This window comes from Microlunatus spumicola, from assembly GCF_039536445.1.
Classification (GTDB): Bacteria; Actinomycetota; Actinomycetes; order Propionibacteriales; family Propionibacteriaceae; genus Microlunatus; species Microlunatus spumicola.
The window spans coordinates 1,335,127-1,349,929 of the sequence record NZ_BAAAYR010000001.1 but is presented as its reverse complement, the minus strand read 5'-3'; the positions used below and the strand labels follow the sequence as shown (position 1 = coordinate 1,349,929).

General features: G+C 75.5%; 14 protein-coding genes. 3 read left to right on the top strand and 11 right to left on the bottom strand.

Annotated features, from left to right (window positions below; translation table 11 throughout):
• Positions 1 to 155 precede the first annotated feature (155 nt).
• Complete coding sequence (locus tag ABD665_RS06100) at positions 156 to 1,154, bottom strand: glycosyltransferase (protein WP_204911768.1); 999 nt, start codon at positions 1,152 to 1,154, stop codon at positions 156 to 158.
• Positions 1,155 to 1,273: 119 nt separating this feature from the next.
• On the opposite strand from ABD665_RS06100, the gene ABD665_RS06095 reads away from it, so the two are divergent.
• Positions 1,274 to 3,409 (top strand): alpha-galactosidase, encoded by a 2,136-nt coding sequence (locus ABD665_RS06095; RefSeq protein WP_204911769.1) that lies wholly within the window; start codon positions 1,274 to 1,276, stop codon positions 3,407 to 3,409.
• Here ABD665_RS06095 and ABD665_RS06090 read toward each other — a convergent pair.
• The 5 genes from ABD665_RS06090 to ABD665_RS06070 form a co-directional block, all read right to left on the bottom strand.
• Positions 3,402 to 4,397, bottom strand: a complete 996-nt coding sequence (locus tag ABD665_RS06090) for a PfkB family carbohydrate kinase (protein WP_204911770.1) — start codon at positions 4,395 to 4,397, stop codon at positions 3,402 to 3,404. The genes ABD665_RS06095 and ABD665_RS06090 overlap by 8 nt on opposite strands.
• The gene (locus tag ABD665_RS06085; RefSeq protein WP_204911771.1) at positions 4,394 to 5,047 is read right to left on the bottom strand and encodes a transaldolase family protein; all 654 of its coding nucleotides are present in this window, start codon (positions 5,045 to 5,047) and stop codon (positions 4,394 to 4,396) included. The genes ABD665_RS06090 and ABD665_RS06085 overlap by 4 nt, the downstream gene beginning before the upstream one ends.
• A 91-nt stretch (positions 5,048 to 5,138) precedes the next feature.
• Positions 5,139 to 5,534: a DUF2255 family protein gene (locus ABD665_RS06080; RefSeq protein ID WP_204911772.1), complete on the bottom strand. Its 396-nt coding sequence runs from the start codon at positions 5,532 to 5,534 to the stop codon at positions 5,139 to 5,141.
• 89 nt (positions 5,535 to 5,623) lie between these two features.
• The gene (locus tag ABD665_RS06075; protein WP_204911773.1) at positions 5,624 to 6,436 is read right to left on the bottom strand and encodes an SDR family oxidoreductase; all 813 of its coding nucleotides are present in this window, start codon (positions 6,434 to 6,436) and stop codon (positions 5,624 to 5,626) included.
• On the bottom strand, positions 6,433 to 7,467 hold the full coding sequence (locus ABD665_RS06070; RefSeq protein ID WP_204911774.1) for an alcohol dehydrogenase catalytic domain-containing protein: 1,035 nt from the start codon (positions 7,465 to 7,467) through the stop codon (positions 6,433 to 6,435). The genes ABD665_RS06075 and ABD665_RS06070 overlap by 4 nt, the downstream gene beginning before the upstream one ends.
• A 229-nt stretch (positions 7,468 to 7,696) precedes the next feature.
• Here ABD665_RS06070 and ABD665_RS06065 point away from each other — a divergent pair, with 229 nt between their 5' ends.
• Entirely contained in the window at positions 7,697 to 8,230 is a 534-nt protein-coding gene (locus ABD665_RS06065; protein ID WP_204911775.1) for a flavin reductase, read from the top strand.
• 16 nt (positions 8,231 to 8,246) lie between these two features.
• Here ABD665_RS06065 and ABD665_RS06060 read toward each other — a convergent pair whose 3' ends face one another.
• Both ABD665_RS06060 and ABD665_RS06055 read right to left on the bottom strand, forming a co-directional pair.
• Entirely contained in the window at positions 8,247 to 10,049 is a 1,803-nt protein-coding gene (locus tag ABD665_RS06060) for an alpha/beta fold hydrolase (RefSeq protein ID WP_204911776.1), read from the bottom strand.
• Positions 10,050 to 10,063: 14 nt separating this feature from the next.
• On the bottom strand, positions 10,064 to 11,056 hold the full coding sequence (locus ABD665_RS06055; RefSeq protein ID WP_204911777.1) for a dihydroxyacetone kinase subunit DhaK: 993 nt from the start codon (positions 11,054 to 11,056) through the stop codon (positions 10,064 to 10,066).
• A gap of 110 nt (positions 11,057 to 11,166) precedes the next feature.
• On the opposite strand from ABD665_RS06055, the gene ABD665_RS06050 reads away from it, so the two are divergent.
• Positions 11,167 to 11,382, top strand: coding sequence for a hypothetical protein (locus ABD665_RS06050; RefSeq protein WP_204911778.1), 216 nt, complete (start codon positions 11,167 to 11,169; stop codon positions 11,380 to 11,382).
• A gap of 11 nt (positions 11,383 to 11,393) precedes the next feature.
• On the opposite strand, the gene ABD665_RS06045 is transcribed toward ABD665_RS06050, so the two are convergent.
• The 3 genes from ABD665_RS06045 to ABD665_RS06035 form a co-directional block, all read right to left on the bottom strand.
• On the bottom strand, positions 11,394 to 12,632 hold the full coding sequence (locus tag ABD665_RS06045) for a Fic family protein (RefSeq protein WP_204911779.1): 1,239 nt from the start codon (positions 12,630 to 12,632) through the stop codon (positions 11,394 to 11,396).
• Positions 12,633 to 12,733: 101 nt separating this feature from the next.
• Positions 12,734 to 13,408, bottom strand: a complete 675-nt coding sequence (locus tag ABD665_RS06040) for a response regulator (protein WP_204911780.1) — start codon at positions 13,406 to 13,408, stop codon at positions 12,734 to 12,736.
• Complete coding sequence (locus ABD665_RS06035) at positions 13,405 to 14,793, bottom strand: histidine kinase (protein ID WP_204911781.1); 1,389 nt, start codon at positions 14,791 to 14,793, stop codon at positions 13,405 to 13,407. The genes ABD665_RS06040 and ABD665_RS06035 overlap by 4 nt, the downstream gene beginning before the upstream one ends.
• Between the last annotated feature and the right edge of the window lie 10 nt (positions 14,794 to 14,803).

The window sequence follows — 14,803 nt, the reverse complement described above, 5'->3', positions numbered from 1 at the left end:
CGAGTCCACGTCCCAGGCGTCCCAGGACTTTCACGTAAACGTGAAAGTCCCGTACTGGCCACGGCAGATCTGCCGTGGTGAGTACCGGGGTTTCACGTAAACGTGAAAGTCCTGAGGCGGCTGGGACGTGCGGCTGCGGGCCTACGGGAGCCGGCTCAGCCGGTCTTGGTGAACCCGTCGGGCATGCGGTCGAGCCAGGCGGCGGGGTGGGTGGCCGTGCTCGCGGCGCCGGGGCGCGTACGGGCGTCGGCGACGGCGGCCAGGAGGGTGACGGCGACGACGGCCGGGCTGTGACGGGCCTGGACCCAGGCGCGGTTGGCCTCGGAGAGGTGGCTCAGCTCCTCCTGGCGCGACTGCAGGTCCGCGACGCGGTCGGCGAGGAGCAGCGGCCGCTGCTCGGGGACGCGCCAGGCGCCGGGCGCGTCGAACAGGGCGATCCCGCCGCCGCCGTCGTAGCCCGCGACCAGGCAGCCCGACAGCATGGCCTCGGCGACCGGCAGCCCGAAGCTGTCGGTGTGCGACAGCGCGACGAACACGGCGGCCCCGGCCAGGACGCGGACGACCTCCGAGCGGGGCACGTCGGCGAGGACGTGGACGGCACCGGCGGGGACGCGGGGGTCCTGCTCGAGCAGCCGGCGGAGCAGGACGGCCTCGTGCGGTCGCTTCTTGGGCAGGAGCGCGATCCCGGAGCGCGTGGCGGCGGGGGTGAAGAGGTCGGGGTCGACCGGCGGCGGCACCACGGTCACCGGGAGCGACGGGTTCAGCGCGCGGAGGACCTGCGCGGACTCCTCGGACACCGCCCACACCGCGGGCGCCGGGTCCCAGCCGGGGTAGCCGTCGAGCGGGCCGTCCCAGGTGGCGTACGTGTAGAAGTGGTTCTGGTTGAAGATGATCTTGCGCGCGCCAGGGGCGGGGTCTGTGCCGGGCACGACGGGTGCCTCCGGGAAGATCACGACGTCGTCGGCGCCGACCTCGACGGTGGGACCCGTCACGACCGGCACGTCGCCCATCCAGGCGGGGGTCCCGGGCTGCGGCAGCCACAGCGAGGCCTCGATGCCCGCCGCGCGCAGCAGGGCGATGTGGTGCAGGTGCACGTCCACGCCGCCGCTCAGGTTCTTGGTCGCGAAGCTCGCGTAGAGCACTCGGCGGGTCACCCGGTCACGGTAGACCCCGGGCCGGCCCCCGACCCCCGTCGTGGACGAGGGACGGCGGACCGGGATCATCGCCGGAGCAGGCGTCGCCGCGGGCGGCTCCGCAGGAGACCGGAGCGGGCATGACGGAACGGTTGCGCTGGGGCCACGAGGCGCTGACGGTCGAGATCGCCTGGTCGGACGACGCCGCCCCTTACCTGGCGGGCGTCCGCGTCGGCGCGACCGACCTCGAGCTCCCGGCCGGGCGGCCGCTGGTCGAGGTGCTGACGGTCCGCGACGGCCACGCGCCCGCGACCGACCGGCTGGTGCAGACGGTGGTCGGACGTCGGGCCCGCTACGTGGACCACCGCGACGCCGTCGTGCGGGGCGGGCGGGAGCTCGTCCTCACCGTGGCCGACCCCGTCAGCGGGCTGCGGGCCGAGCTCCTGCTCGAGCTGGCCGACGACGTCCCGGTGCTGCGCTCGCGGGTCCGGGTCGTGAACGACGGCGCGGAGCCGGCGGTCCTGCGCTCGGTCGTCTCGTTCGCCACCCATTTCGGCCGTCCGGCCGGCTCCACGGAACCCTGCGGCGTACGGCGCTGGACCCTGCACCGGGCGTTCAGCGAGTGGCTGGGCGAGGGGCGGTGGTTCACCGAACCCGGCGACGCGATCCGCTTCCCCGCGCTGGGCCAGGAGCTGACGGGCCAGGACCCGCGCAGCGCCCGCCGGGTCGTGTCCACCGGGACCTGGTCGAGCGGCACGCACCTCCCGGTCGCGGCCGCCGTCGCCCCCGACGGCGGCGTGGCCTGGGCCTGGCAGGTCGAGCACAACGGGCCGTGGCGCTACGACCTGGGCGAGGACACGGTCGACGGCCACCTCGCCGTCGGCGGGCCGACCGACGCCGACCACCAGTGGCTGACGGTCCTCGCGCCGGGCGACGCGTTCACGTCCGTCCCCGTGGCCGTCACGGTCGCGCCGGACCTCACCACGGCCGTCGGCCACCTCACGCGCCACCGCCGCTCCCGCCGGCGGCCGCACCCGGTCGACACCCCGCCCCGCATCGTCTTCAACGACTACATGAACACCCTCGAGGGCGACCCGACCACCGCGCGTCTGCTCCCGCTGGTCGACGCCGCCGCGGCCGTCGGGGCGGAGGTCTTCTGCATCGACGCCGGCTGGTACGACGAGACCGGCCACTGGTGGGACAGCGTGGGGGAGTGGCTGCCCTCGCGCACCCGCTTCCCCGGCGGCATCGGGGAGGTCCTCGAGCGGATCCGCGGCCACGGCATGACAGCCGGGCTCTGGCTGGAGCCGGAGGTCGTCGGGGTCCGCAGCCCGCTGGCCGACCGGCTGCCGGACGACGCCTTCCTGCAACGCGCCGGGCAGCGGCTGGTCGAGCACGACCGCCACCACCTCGACCTGCGCCACCCCGCCGCCCGGGCCCACCTCGACGCGGTCGTCGACCGGCTGGTGGCCGACCTCGGCGTCGGCTACCTGAAGCTGGACTACAACGTGGACCCGGGGCCCGGCACCGACCACGACGCGGACAGCGTCGGCGACGGCCTGCTGCGGCACAACCGCGCGCACCTGGCCTGGCTCGACGGTGTCCTCGACCGGCACCCCGCGCTCGTCCTGGAGAACTGCGGTTCCGGGGCGATGCGCTCCGACCCGGCGATGCTGTCCCGGCTGCAGCTGCAGTCGACCTCCGACCAGCAGGACCCGCTGCGCTACCCGCCGGTCGCGGCCTCCGCCCCGATGCTCGTGCTGCCCGAGCAGGCCGCCAGCTGGGCCTACCCCCAGCCGGGGATGACGCCGGAGGAGGCGGCGTTCACCCTGGTCACCGGGCTCTCGGGCCGCCTCTACCTGTCCGGCCACCTCGACGCGATGACGCCCGACGAGCGCGCCCTGGTCGCCGAGGCGGTCCGGCTGGGCCGCGACCTGCGCGAGGACCTCGCCTCGACCGTGCCCTTCTGGCCGCTCGGGCTGCCGGGCTGGGACGACGCCTGGGTGGCGCTGGGCCTGGCCGGGGACGCCGGCTGCCACCTCTTCGTCTGGTCGCGCGACCCGGGGCAGCCCGAGGTCACGCTCGACCTGTCCGGGGTCCCCGGCCTCGAACCCGGCACCGCGATCTCGGTGGAGCAGGTCTTCCCGGCCGCGCTCCCCGTGTGGACCACGGGCGGGAGCCCCGACGGCCGGGCCCTGAGGCTCACGAGCACCTCCGGAACCCCCGCCGCCCGCGTCCTGCGCCTGTCCGTCGCGTCCGTCCCGGCCGTCAGCTGACGGGAGGTTCGGGGACGAAACCGTCGTCCCAACGGGGAGGTTCCGCCCCGGCCCGCGTGCAGGTGTCGGCGGCGACGCGGGCGGCGTACGCGAGCAGCGCCTCCAGGTCGGCTCGGTCGAGCGAGCCGGCACCCGCGCGGTCGAGGCGGCCGGTACGCCACAGGAAGGCGAGGGTGGCCGACATGAAGGCGTCGCCCGCCCCGACGGTGTCGGCGACGACGACCCGCGGCGTCGGCACCCGCGCCTCGGCGGCGGCAGTCGCGGCCCACGCCCCCGCCGCGCCGGAGGTCACCAGGACCAGGGCCGGACCGGCCTCGAGCCACCGTCGCGCGACGGTCTCGACGTCCTCCCCGGGGTGCAGCCAGGCCAGGTCCTCGTCGCTGACCTTGACCACGTCGCTCAGCGCGACCCAGTCGTCGAGCTGGGCGAGGTAGCGGTCGCGGTCCGCGATGACCGACGGGCGGACGTTCGGGTCGAGGGAGATCAGCCGCCGCCCCGCCTCGGCCCGCAGCAGGCCGGTCAGCGTGCCGGCCTGCGGTTCGTACGCGAGGGCGACCGAGCCGACGTGTAGCGCCGCGCCCGCCGGCAGCGCGAGCCCGGCCAGGTGCTCCGGCCGGAGACCGCGGTCGGCGGTGCCCTCGTTGTAGAAGCGGTAGCCGGCCACGCCGTCGACCACGTCGGCCACCGACAGCCCGGTGGGGTCGGTGCTCGGCAGCAGGAACGTCCCGGCGACGCCCGACCCGGTCAGGTGGCGCCGCACCAGCCCGCCGAACCCGTCGTCGGACACCCGGGCCAGCAGCCCCGTCAGGACGCCGAGCCGGCCGAGGCCGACCGCGACGTTCAGGCAGGAGCCACCGGGGTGCGGCGCGTACGCGGGTCCGCCGTCCGCGGCCGTGGTCGAGGTGAGGTCGACGAACGCGTCGCCGGCGACGACGACCGCCGGCCCGGCCTCCGGTGCCCCCAGGAGCGAGGGGTCGGTCGCGCTCATCGGTTGGTCGCCGTGACCGCTTCCTCGAACGCCCGCGAGGCGGCGGCGGTGAGCTCGTCGGTGAAGAACGCCTCGGCTACGGTCGGCGCGAAGGTGAAGTGCTGCACGCCGGACCGGGCCAGGGTGACCATCGAGTCGACGTCGCGGATGCTCGCGAGCAGGACCCGGGTGCTGCTGCCGGTCGCGGTGAGGAGCTGGTGCATGGCGAGCACGTCGCCCATCGCGTCCCGGCCGGCGTCGGCGAGCCGACCGAGGTAGGGCGCGATGTAGGTCGCCCCGGCCGCGGCGGCGACCATCGCCTGGCCCGGGTGGTAGACCGCCGTCAGCAGGGTGGGGATGCCGCGACCGGCCAGCTCGACGCAGGCCGCTGCGCCGGCCTTGGAGGCGACGAGCTTGACGACCACGTCGGGCCCGAGCGCGCTCAGCCGCAGGCCCCGCTCGACCAGCGTGGCGGTGTCCTCGCCCCAGGCCTGGAAGAAGATCTCCTTCGCCCCGGCCGCCCGCGCCCACGCGTAGATGTCCTCGATGTCGGCGACCCCGCGCGACGCGCGCTGCAGGATCGTCGGGTTCGTGGTCAGGCCGGCGAACAGCCCGGTCGCCAGCAGCGGTTCCGCCGCGGCGCGGTCGGCGGTGTCGAGGTAGAGGTGCATGCGTACGGGTCGCTCTCGTCGGGGTGGTCCGGCGTGGCCGGGGCGGGCTCCGGAAAGCCTCCCACCGAACGCGTCTCCCGGCGTCTCCGGCTCAGCGCGTGGGGTCGAGCCGCAGCGTGGTAGCCACAGCCTCCGGCGTGACCATCGACGCGGCACCCTGCCTGCCGTACTTCGCCCGGTACGCCGCGTCGACCCGCTCCGGCAGGTCGCCGGTGGCCGGCCCGCCGCCCGCACCCCCGACGTCGACCACGTCGACGTCGGCCTCGAGCCCGGGGACGCGCACCCGGGCCAGGCGGTCGGTGACGGCGTGCCCGAACCAGCCCGTGCCACGCCGGTACCAGCTCCGGACGTGCACGTGGCCGTCCATGACGACCACCCAGACCGGCGTCCAGCGCCGCAGCGTGCCGTCCGGCCGGCGTACGGCGATCTCCAGCTCGTGCGCCCGCTCGACGAGGTCGAGCTCGTCGGGCCGCCAGCTGCTGCTCACGTCCCCATCGTCCGGCGCGCGACCTCCGCCGACCAGGACCGTCCGGGCACCGGCCGATGCCCGCCCGGCATCACGTCATCGTCATCACGTCAGGAGAACCACATGCCCCCGTCGACGACGATCGACTGCCCGGTCACGTACGCGGAGTCGGGGGAGGCGAGGAAGGAGACGACGCCGGCCACGTCGGCCGGGACCTCCAGGCGCCCCAGCGGGATGCCCGCGACCATCGCCTGCATCTCGGAGCCGACCGCGGTGCCGTTCCGGCCGGCCAGGGCGACGTCGATCGATTCCCACATGGGGGTCTGGACGACGCCGGGGCTGTAGACGTTCACGGTGATCTGGTGCTCGGCCAGCTCCTGCGCGAGGGACTGGCTCATCCCGCGCACGGCGAACTTGGTCGCCGAGTAGGCCGACTGCCACTTGCCACCGCGGTGGGCGGCGACCGAGGCGGCGCCGATGATCCGCCCGCCCCGGCCCTGGGCGACGAGCTGCCGGGCGGCCGCGGCGTAGCAGTGGAAGACTCCGGTCAGGTTCACGTCGAGCGTCGTCCGCCACTGCTCCGGCGTCGTGTCGACCAGCGCGGCCGTGACCGCGATCCCGGCGTTCGCGACCATGACGTCGAGGCCGCCGAACCGCTCCACGTGCGCCGCGACCGCCGCGTCCACGGAACCCGCGTCCGTCACGTCGCAGGCCAGCGCCAGACCGGTCCGCCCGTCGGCCGCCAGCTCGGCGACGAGCGTGTCCAGCCCGGCCCGCGCGGACGGGAGGTCGAGCACGGAGACCGCCAGCCCGTCCGCCGCCAGCCGCCGGGCGATCGCGCCGCCGATCCCGCCGGCCGCGCCCGTGACGACCGCGGACCGGACGGGGCCCGTGGAGCCGGGGCCCGCGGGCTCAGGACTCACGGGACGATGACGATCTTGTGCGCGGTCCCGTCGTGCTGGGCCGCCTCGATCGCGTGCCCGTAGTCGGCGAGGCCGAAGCGGTGGGTGATCAGGCCGTCGGTCCGGACCCGCCGGCTCCGCAGCGCGTTCAGCGCCGCCTCGAAGGACGTCATCTCCGCGAACGAGCCGAGCACGGTCAGCTCGCGACGGAACATCTCGTACGGCGACAGGGCGAGCCGGGCCTCCTCGCGGGCCACGCCGTAGACCAGCAGGGTGCCGCCGTTGCGGAGCAGCGGGAGGCCGAGGTCGCCCACGACCGACGAGCCGGTGGCCTCGACGACGATGTCGTAGCCCGTGCCGGTCGGCGAGGCGGCGCGCAGCTGGTCGGTGACCTGCGCGGTGGTCTCCTCGGTGATCCGGCCGATCGTGACGGTCTGGTCGATGCCGAGCCCGCTCACCGTGGCGAGCTTGGCCTCGGACGGGTCGGCGACGGTCACGTGGGAGACGCCGCCGGAGGCCATCATCTGGGCCAGCAGGGTGCCGGTCGGCCCGGCCCCGAACACGAGGGCGCTGGTCCCCGGACGGGGGCGGAGGCGCTCGAGGCCGTGCATCGCGCACGAGGCCGGCTCGGTCAGCACGGCCGTGTCGGGCTCGAGGCCGTCGGCGACGAACACCTGCCCGGCCGGGACCGAGACGTACTCGGCGAACATGCCGTCGCGGTTCACGCCGACGGCCAGGAGGTTCTCGCAGCGCACCAGGTCGCCGGCGCGGCAGTAGGCGCAGAGGCCGCAGTAGGCGTTGGGGTTGACGACGACCTGCTGGCCGACCTCGAAACCGGTGACGCCGTCGCCGAGGGCCGTGACGACGCCGACGCCCTCGTGCCCCGGGATCAGCGGGAACCTCGCGCCGAAGCCGCCGTGGTGCAGGTGCAGGTCGGTGCCGCAGAAGCCCGCCTGCGTCACCTTGATCTTGACCTCGCCTGGGCCCGCCTCGGGCTCGGGGATCTCGCGCACCTCGAACTTCAGCGCCTGGTCGTAGACGACGGCCTGCATCAACGCACCTCTTCTTCTGCTCGGACGGGTTCTTCTGCCCGGACGGGCCGCCAGCGTCTCATCCGGGTCCGACGCTCCTGTCGACCCACCTCTCACCGCCCCGGGGCTCCGCTCGACCCGGTCGCGCGCGGTGTGGGATGCCTCACGGAATCAAGCCGCGCCCCGATCTGCTTGAGGTGAGGGAGCACGCTGTCCCCGCGACTCCGTCCGTACGGCCAAGGAAGCACCGATGACCTCCTCTGCCCAGCTGAACGACCCGTCCCTGGACCGGTCGCCCCTCGGGGCCGACGCGTTCAAGGGGGTGTTCCGGAACCACCCGGCGGGTGTCGTCGTCATCACGACCACCGTCGACGGCCAGCCGGTCGGCTTCACCGCCACCTCGCTGATCTCGGTCTCCGCGGACCCGCCGCTGCTCGCCTTCTCCGTCGACTCGGCCTCGTCGGCGTGGCGCCTGCTGTCCGTCGCCCCGACCCTCGTCGTGAACTTCCTGACGGCCGACCAGGTCGAGGTCTCCGCGCGGTTCGCCACCAGCGGCATCGACCGCTTCGCCACCACCGACTGGTGGTCGCTGCCGACGGGTGAGCCGGTCCTCACGGGTTCGGCGGCCTGGATCCGCGGCGAGATCGTGCAGCGCACGCCCGTGGGCCGCAGCGTGCTGGTCTCCGTGCTCGCCGTGGAGTCCGCCGTGGCGGACGAGCCCAGCGCCCCGCTCGTCTACCACGACCGCCGCTACCACGGCATCGGCGACCACTCGGTCCTCTAGCCCACCCGCACGTCCGCTAGGTGCCCTCGGCCAGCGCCAGCGCGTCCCGGACCCCGCGGACGAAGGCCTCGGGCCGCTCCCACGCGGCGAAGTGCCCGCCGGACGGTTCCTCGCGCCAGACGCGGACGTCGTAGAAGCGTTCCGCGAACGACCGGGGCGCGTTCACGAGGTCGTGCGGGAAGACCGTGAACGCGGTGGGCGGCCGCAGTCGCTCGGCCGGCTTCGGGCCGCCGTCGACGTACGCGGTGAACGACGTCCCGATCGCGCCAGAGAACCAGTAGGCGCTCACCCAGGTCAGCAGCTCGTCGGGCGTGAACACCGTCGCGACGTCGCCCTGGCTGTCGGTCCACGAGCGCAGCTTCTCCGCGATCCAGGCGGCCGTGCCGGCGGGGGAGTCGCCGAGCCCGATCGCGAGGGTGTGCGGCTTGGTCGCCTGCTCGTGGGAGTAGCCGCCCTCCGCCTCCTGCCACGCGTGGCCGCGGGCGACGTAGGCCCGCTCCTCCTCCGAGAGGTCCGTCGGCGGGTCGACCCGGTAGCGGTTCTGCGAGACGTCGGTCAGGTGCAGCGCCGACACGTGCGCGGCGTGGTCGGCCGCCACCCAGTCGGCGACCTCGCTGCCGACGTCGCCCGCCGAGACGACGTAGCGGTCGTGCCCGAGCTCGGCCATCAGCGCGGCGCACGCCGCCGCCATCTCCCGCGGCCGGACGCCCGGCTCGTCGAGCGGGACGGCGAACGGGAAGCCGGGCAGCGCCGGGACCACGACGTCCACGTCACCCAGCAGCGGCAGCACCTTCGCGAACCGCAGCACCGAGTCGGGCCACCCGTGCAGGAGCAGCAGCGCGGGGCTCCCCGGCCGCCCGCTGCGCTGGTGCACCGCCCGGAGGGGGACCTCCCCGCCGCTGCTGCGGACCCAGGGCCAGGCGCGGACCTGCTCCTCGTGGGCACGCCAGTCGTACGTCTCCGCCCAGTGCCGCACCAGGTCGCGGAGGAAGGCCGCGTCCACGCCGCGCTCCCAGCCGTGGCCGCGGGGCAGCGGCACCTCACGGAACCGGCGCAGCCGCTCGTGCAGGTCGTCGAGCGCCGCCTGCCCGACCGGGGGCGGGGCTGCGTCGGACGCGGCGTGGGGCTCGGGCCGCGACTCGGCCTCGGCCGCGTCGGGTCCGTCGAGCCAGCCCGGGTCCCGCTCGGCACCCGTCGCGGCCTGCGCGCCGGCGGCGAAGAACAGGGCGACCGCGACGGCCCCCGGGTCGAGCACGCCGCGCGCGACCTCGCCGACGTAGCTGGCGCGGCCGCGGCCGGCCAGCAGGTCGCGGGTGGAGATCGCCCCGTCGCGGGCGGCCGTGGCCGCGGCCTCGAGAGCGTCGGCCACCGCGCTGCCGGCCTCGGCGGCACCCGCGAGGGCCTTGGCGGCCGGGTCGATCGCGTCGACCATCGTGGCGTCGCCGACCTCCGCACCGGCGAGCCGCTGGATCGTGGCGAGCCCGCCCGCCACGCCGGCCGCCAGCGTCGCGACGGTCGCCGAGTCGTCCGCGGCCCGGGCGAGGTCGCGGAACCACATCCCGAAGAGCGGCCCGCTGGTGCCGCCGGTGGCGAGGAAGCCCTTCGACACGGCCAGCAGCACGTCTGCGTACGTCCGCGGCTCGTCCCCGTCGACGAACCCCTGGGCGCGGGTCAGCGCCGACGTCAGGTTGGCGCCGAAGTCGCCGTCGCCGGCCTGCCGGTCCAGGTCGGCGAGCCGGTCGGCCTGGGTCGCGAAGGTGACGCGGAATGCGTCGAACCAGGAGCGCGCGAACGCGCCGTCGAGCACGGGGTCGGTCATGGCGGTCGGGCTCCTCACCAGGTCAGGGCGGGCGTACGGACGGGGGCGTCCCACAGGCGCAGCAGCTCGTCGTCGGCGCGGACGAGGGTGACCGAGACGCCCTCCATGTCCAGCGAGGTGACGTAGGAGCCGACGAGGCTGCGGGCGACGCCGACGCCGCAGGCGCGCAGGTGGTGGTGGACCCGGCGGGCGACGACGGAGAGCTGCAGCGGCCCGGTCCCGCCGAGGCCGTTGACGATCGCGACCACCGGGACGGACCCGTCCAGCGCCAGGTCCTCGACGAGCGGCGCGACGAGCCTGTCGACCAGCTCGTCGGCCGGGGCGAAGGGCACCCGGCCCGTCCCGCGCTCGCCGTGGATGCCGACACCCAGCTCGACCAGGTCGTCGGGCAGCGTGAAGGCCGGCCCGGCGTCGCCCGGGTGCGTCCCGGCGGCCAGCGCGAGGGCCATCGAGCGCGACGAGCCCACCACGCGTCGGCCGAGCGCGGCCAGGGTCGCGAGGTCCGCCCCCGCCTCGGCCGCGGCCCCGCAGACCTTCTCGACCGCGAGGACCGCCGCGGTGCCGCGGCGGCCGACCTTGCTGCCGGCGGTGGCCAGGTCGTCGTCGACCAGGACGGAGGCCACCTCGAGGCCCTCGTCCGCGGCGATCTCGGCGGCGATCCGGAAGTTCAGGACGTCGCCGGTGTAGTTCTTCACGACCTGCAGGACGCCGGCGCCCTGGTCGGCGGCCGTCGTCCCGGCGTGGACCTGCAGCGCGTTCGGGGAGGCGAAGACGGCCCCGGCGACCGCGACGTCGAGCATCCCGACGCCGACGAAGCCGGCGTGCAGGGGCTCGTGGCCGGAACCCCCGCCCGACACGAGGCCGACCTTGCCCGGCGTGAACGCGCGGCGCAGGACCAGGGCGGCCCCCGGCTCGTACGTGACCAGGTCCGGGTGCGTGAGGGCCAGGCCCTCGAGGGCCTCCGGGACCACGTCCTCGGGGGCGTTGAGCAGCTGTCGTCGGCTCACGCGGTCCTCTCGTCGTCGGGATGGGTGCGGTTCCGACGATCCTCCGCCAGGCCACCGACAGCTCGGCGGGGAGGTGCCGGTGGGAGTCCCGGGGGCGGCAGGATGACGGGGTGCCCGACCAGCCCGAGCTCGTGGCGGTCCCGGAGCCGACGCGCCGCCACCCGGGCCGCTGCCGGGTGCCGACGCGGTTCGGTTCCGTGCGGCCCTGCCGCCGCCCGGCCGAGGGCACGGTCGCCGAGTGGACCGCGCCGCTGGACCGCTCGCAGCGGCTCGGGTCCTGCCGGGAGTGCGCCGACGTCTTCTCGCTCGAGCTCACCCCCTTCTGAGGAAGGTCCGCTCAGCGTTGCCGGCGACCGACCTCCGTCGCGTAGTCGTCGAGCAGGTCGAGCACGGCCGGCGCCCGGTAGAGCTGCTTGTGCGACTTGAAGTGCTGGCTCGCGACCAGGATCCCGGCCTCGAGGAGCGGAGCCACCGAGCGCCGCACGCCGGCGGCGTGCACCCCGGTGCGGCGGGCGATGGTCTCGGCGTCCAGGACCGGGTGGCCGGGCAGCAGGTCGATGATCCGCCAGACCGTCGAGTCCGAACGGGCGCGCACCGTGGCTCGCCAGGTGTCCCGCAGCTGCGACATCCGGTCGATCAGTCGTCGTCCCTGGTGGACGGACCGCAGCGCCGCGTGGTTGAGCTCGTCGACGATGGGTGCCGCATCTCCCGCGCGGTAGGCGCCGAGCGCCTCGAAGTAGGTGTCCTTGCCCACCAGCAGACCGCCGGAGATCGGCACCGTCGCTGTCCGGACCAGCTGCTTGCTGCGCAGCATGAGGTGCACCAGTGCCCGGCCCGTCCGACCGTTGCCGTCCGCGAAGGGGTGGATCGTCTCGAACTGGGCGTGCGCCACGGCGATCTGGGGCAGCACCGGCAGGTCGTCGCGTCCGGCGAACGTCACGAGGTCCTCGAGGGCCGCGAGGATCCTGCGGTGGTCGGGGGCGACGAAGTCCGCGGTCACGGGCGTCGATCCGCGGCCCCCGACCCAGACCGGCTCCGCGCGCCAGCCGACCAGCCGGGGCGCGTGCCGGGCCAGCAGGGTCCGCTGGATCTCGGCGATGCCGTCCACCGTGAGGTGGTCCGTCCGCTGCAGCGCCTCGGCCATCGCGTGCATGTTGTCGACGATCCCGACGGCGTTGCCCGACCCGAGGCCGGTGAGCTCCGCCTCCGCGATGGCTCGGGCGCTGGCCGTGATCTGCTCGATCTGAGAGGAGGACGACGACTCGGAGCGCAGCAGGACGGCCGTCACGGCGCCGATCGTGTGCTGGCTCGACGCGTCGAACCGGGCGATCTCCGCCGCCGCGTCCTCCGAGTCGGCGACCAGCTCGGCGGGCAGCGCAAGGGTCAGGTCGGCGATCTCTGCGGGGACGGCGGAGCGGTAGGCGCCGGTCCCGCTGCGTTCGCGTCGCGTGTAGCCGACGGCGGCCGAAGGTGCCCAGTGCTGCCGCTCGAGACCGATCGGCGGCACGGGGACGCGGACCCGAGGAGCCCGCACGGGTTCCGACGCCCCGGCTCCGTCCGTCGGCTCGTCCGGCACGTCACCAACGCTATCGCTAAACACTTGAGTCCATAAGTGTTTAGCCAACTACCGCGCCAACGCCGTTTGCGCAGCAGGGCTGCGCTCCGAGGACGGCGTCCTCAGGGATCAGACCGCGGCTCGTCGCCGACCCGGGCGAGGCCGTTCCGGTAGGCCCAGACGACGGTCTGCAGCCGGTCCCGGGTCCCGATCTTGGCCATGGCCCGGGTGAGGTGGGACTTGACCGTGCTGGGCTCGATGAACAGCTCGCGGGCGATCTCCTCGTTGGAGCGGCCGAGCGCGAGGACGCGGACGATGTCGGCCTCCCGCGCGGTGAGCAGGGCCGCCGCACCGCCGGGGGCGGGGGCGGGCTGGCGACGGGCGAACTCCGCGATCACCCGCCGCGTCACGGCCTGGTCCAGCAGCCCGGACCCGTCGGCCAGGCGCCGGACGGCCGCGACCAGCTCCTCGGGCTCCGCGTCCTTGAGGAGGAAACCGCTGGCGCCCGCCTCGAGGGCCCCGAAGACGTACTCGTCGAGGTCGAACGTGGTGACGACCAGGACGGCCGGGGCGTCGGGGCCGGCGGCCAGGATCCGACGCGTGGCGGCGAGCCCGTCCCCGCCGGGCATCCGCACGTCCATGCAGACTACGTCGGGTGCCGTGCGCGCGACGACGGCGACCGCGTCGGGACCGGTGGAGGCCTCGCCGACGACCTCGAGGTCGTCCTCGCTCTCGAAGATCACCCGGAACCCGGCGCGGATCACCGCCTGGTCGTCGACGAGCACGAGCCGGGTCACGACGCAGCCCCTGCGAGGTCGTCGTCCGGCGCGGTCCCGGCCCCGGGGCGGGGGAGCGTGAGCCCGACCCGCCAGGTCCCGTCCGTCGCCGGTCCGGCCTCGAGCGCGGCGCCGACCAGCGCGGCCCGCTCGCGCATGCCGGCGAGGCCGAACCCGGCCCTCCGACCGCCGGCGGGCGTCGCCGCCCCGGCCCCGACCGGGTTCACCACGCTCAGCCGGACGGCGTCGTCGGCGTACGCCAGCGCGACCTCGACGGGCTGCCCCGGAGCGTGCTGGCGGGCGTTGCTCAGGGCCTCCTGCGCGACGCGGTAGGCGGTCACCTCGGCGACCGGCGCGAGCGCGTACGGCGCACCCGTCTCGTGCAGCACGACGGCGTCGCCGAGGCGCCGGGCCGCACCCACGAGGTCGGACAGCTCGGTCAGGCCGGGCACGGGCCCGAGGTCGGCCCCCGCGGCCGGACCGGGACCGGGCGCGCCGTCGTCCCGCAGCACGCCGACGACCGTCCGCAGGCTGTCGAGCGCCTGCCTGCCCTGCCGGCGCACCTCGAGGATCGCCTCCCGGGCGCCGGGCCGGTCGCGGTCGACCAGACGCTCGGCGGCGGACGCCTGGACCAGCAGACCGGTCAGGTGGTGGGCGGCGACGTCGTGCAGCTCGCGGGCCATCCGCAGCCGCTCGGCCTCGACGGCCCGGCGGGTGTCGGCCTCGCGCTCCGCCTCGGTCGCGGCCGCGCGGGCCTCGAGGAGGGCGACGTTGCGGCGTCGGGTCGCGACCGTCACCCCGACGGCGGCGGCCGCGCCGTAGACGACGACGATCGACGCGGCCCCGACCGCCCACGTCACGGCGCTCAGGCCCGGGCCGCCGCCAGCGCCGGCCCCGGGCGGCAGCAGCACCCGGAGCGCCGCGTCGGCGAGCGGGGTCAGGGCCACCTCGAGGGCGACGGCGAGGCCGCCCCAGCGCAGGAGCCGGCCGAACGGGAGCCACGCCCCCGCGGTGAAGAAGGCGAGCACGACCGGGACGCCCCGCACCGTGGCCTCGGAGGCGACGGTGGCCGTGACGAGGACCTGGAGGCCGGTCACCAGCAGCAGGCAGAGCGGTGGCCGGGTGCGGCGGACGGCGAGGGTCAGCGCCTGCGCCGCCGACAGCCCGACGAACAGGAGCCGGCGGGACAGGGTGAGGTCGACGCCGAAGTCGGTGGCCAACGGTCCGGTCAGCAGGCCGAGCCCCACCGCGGTGAGCACGGCGAGGGCGACGGCGAGGGCCCGGTCCCGGGCGGCCGCGGTGCGCAGGCCCAGCCGGTCCAGCCCCACGTCGAGCCGGCGCCGGCCCGAGCCCGCCCGGCCCGCGTCCGGGAGGACCCCCGGGGCGGACGTCGGCACCGGGATCACCCGCTCAGTA

Excerpts from the sequence above, each read along its gene's own strand:
- ABD665_RS06085 (WP_204911771.1), bottom strand. The coding sequence starts at position 5,047 with ATGCACCTCTACCTCGACACCGCCGACCGCGCCGCGGCGGAACCGCTG.
- ABD665_RS06060 (WP_204911776.1), bottom strand. The coding sequence starts at position 10,049 with ATGACCGACCCCGTGCTCGACGGCGCGTTCGCGCGCTCCTGGTTCGAC.
- ABD665_RS06095 (WP_204911769.1), top strand. The coding sequence starts at position 1,274 with ATGACGGAACGGTTGCGCTGGGGCCACGAGGCGCTGACGGTCGAGATC.
- ABD665_RS06090 (WP_204911770.1), bottom strand. The coding sequence starts at position 4,397 with ATGAGCGCGACCGACCCCTCGCTCCTGGGGGCACCGGAGGCCGGGCCG.
- ABD665_RS06065 (WP_204911775.1), top strand. The coding sequence starts at position 7,697 with ATGACCTCCTCTGCCCAGCTGAACGACCCGTCCCTGGACCGGTCGCCC.
- ABD665_RS06070 (WP_204911774.1), bottom strand. The coding sequence starts at position 7,467 with ATGCAGGCCGTCGTCTACGACCAGGCGCTGAAGTTCGAGGTGCGCGAG.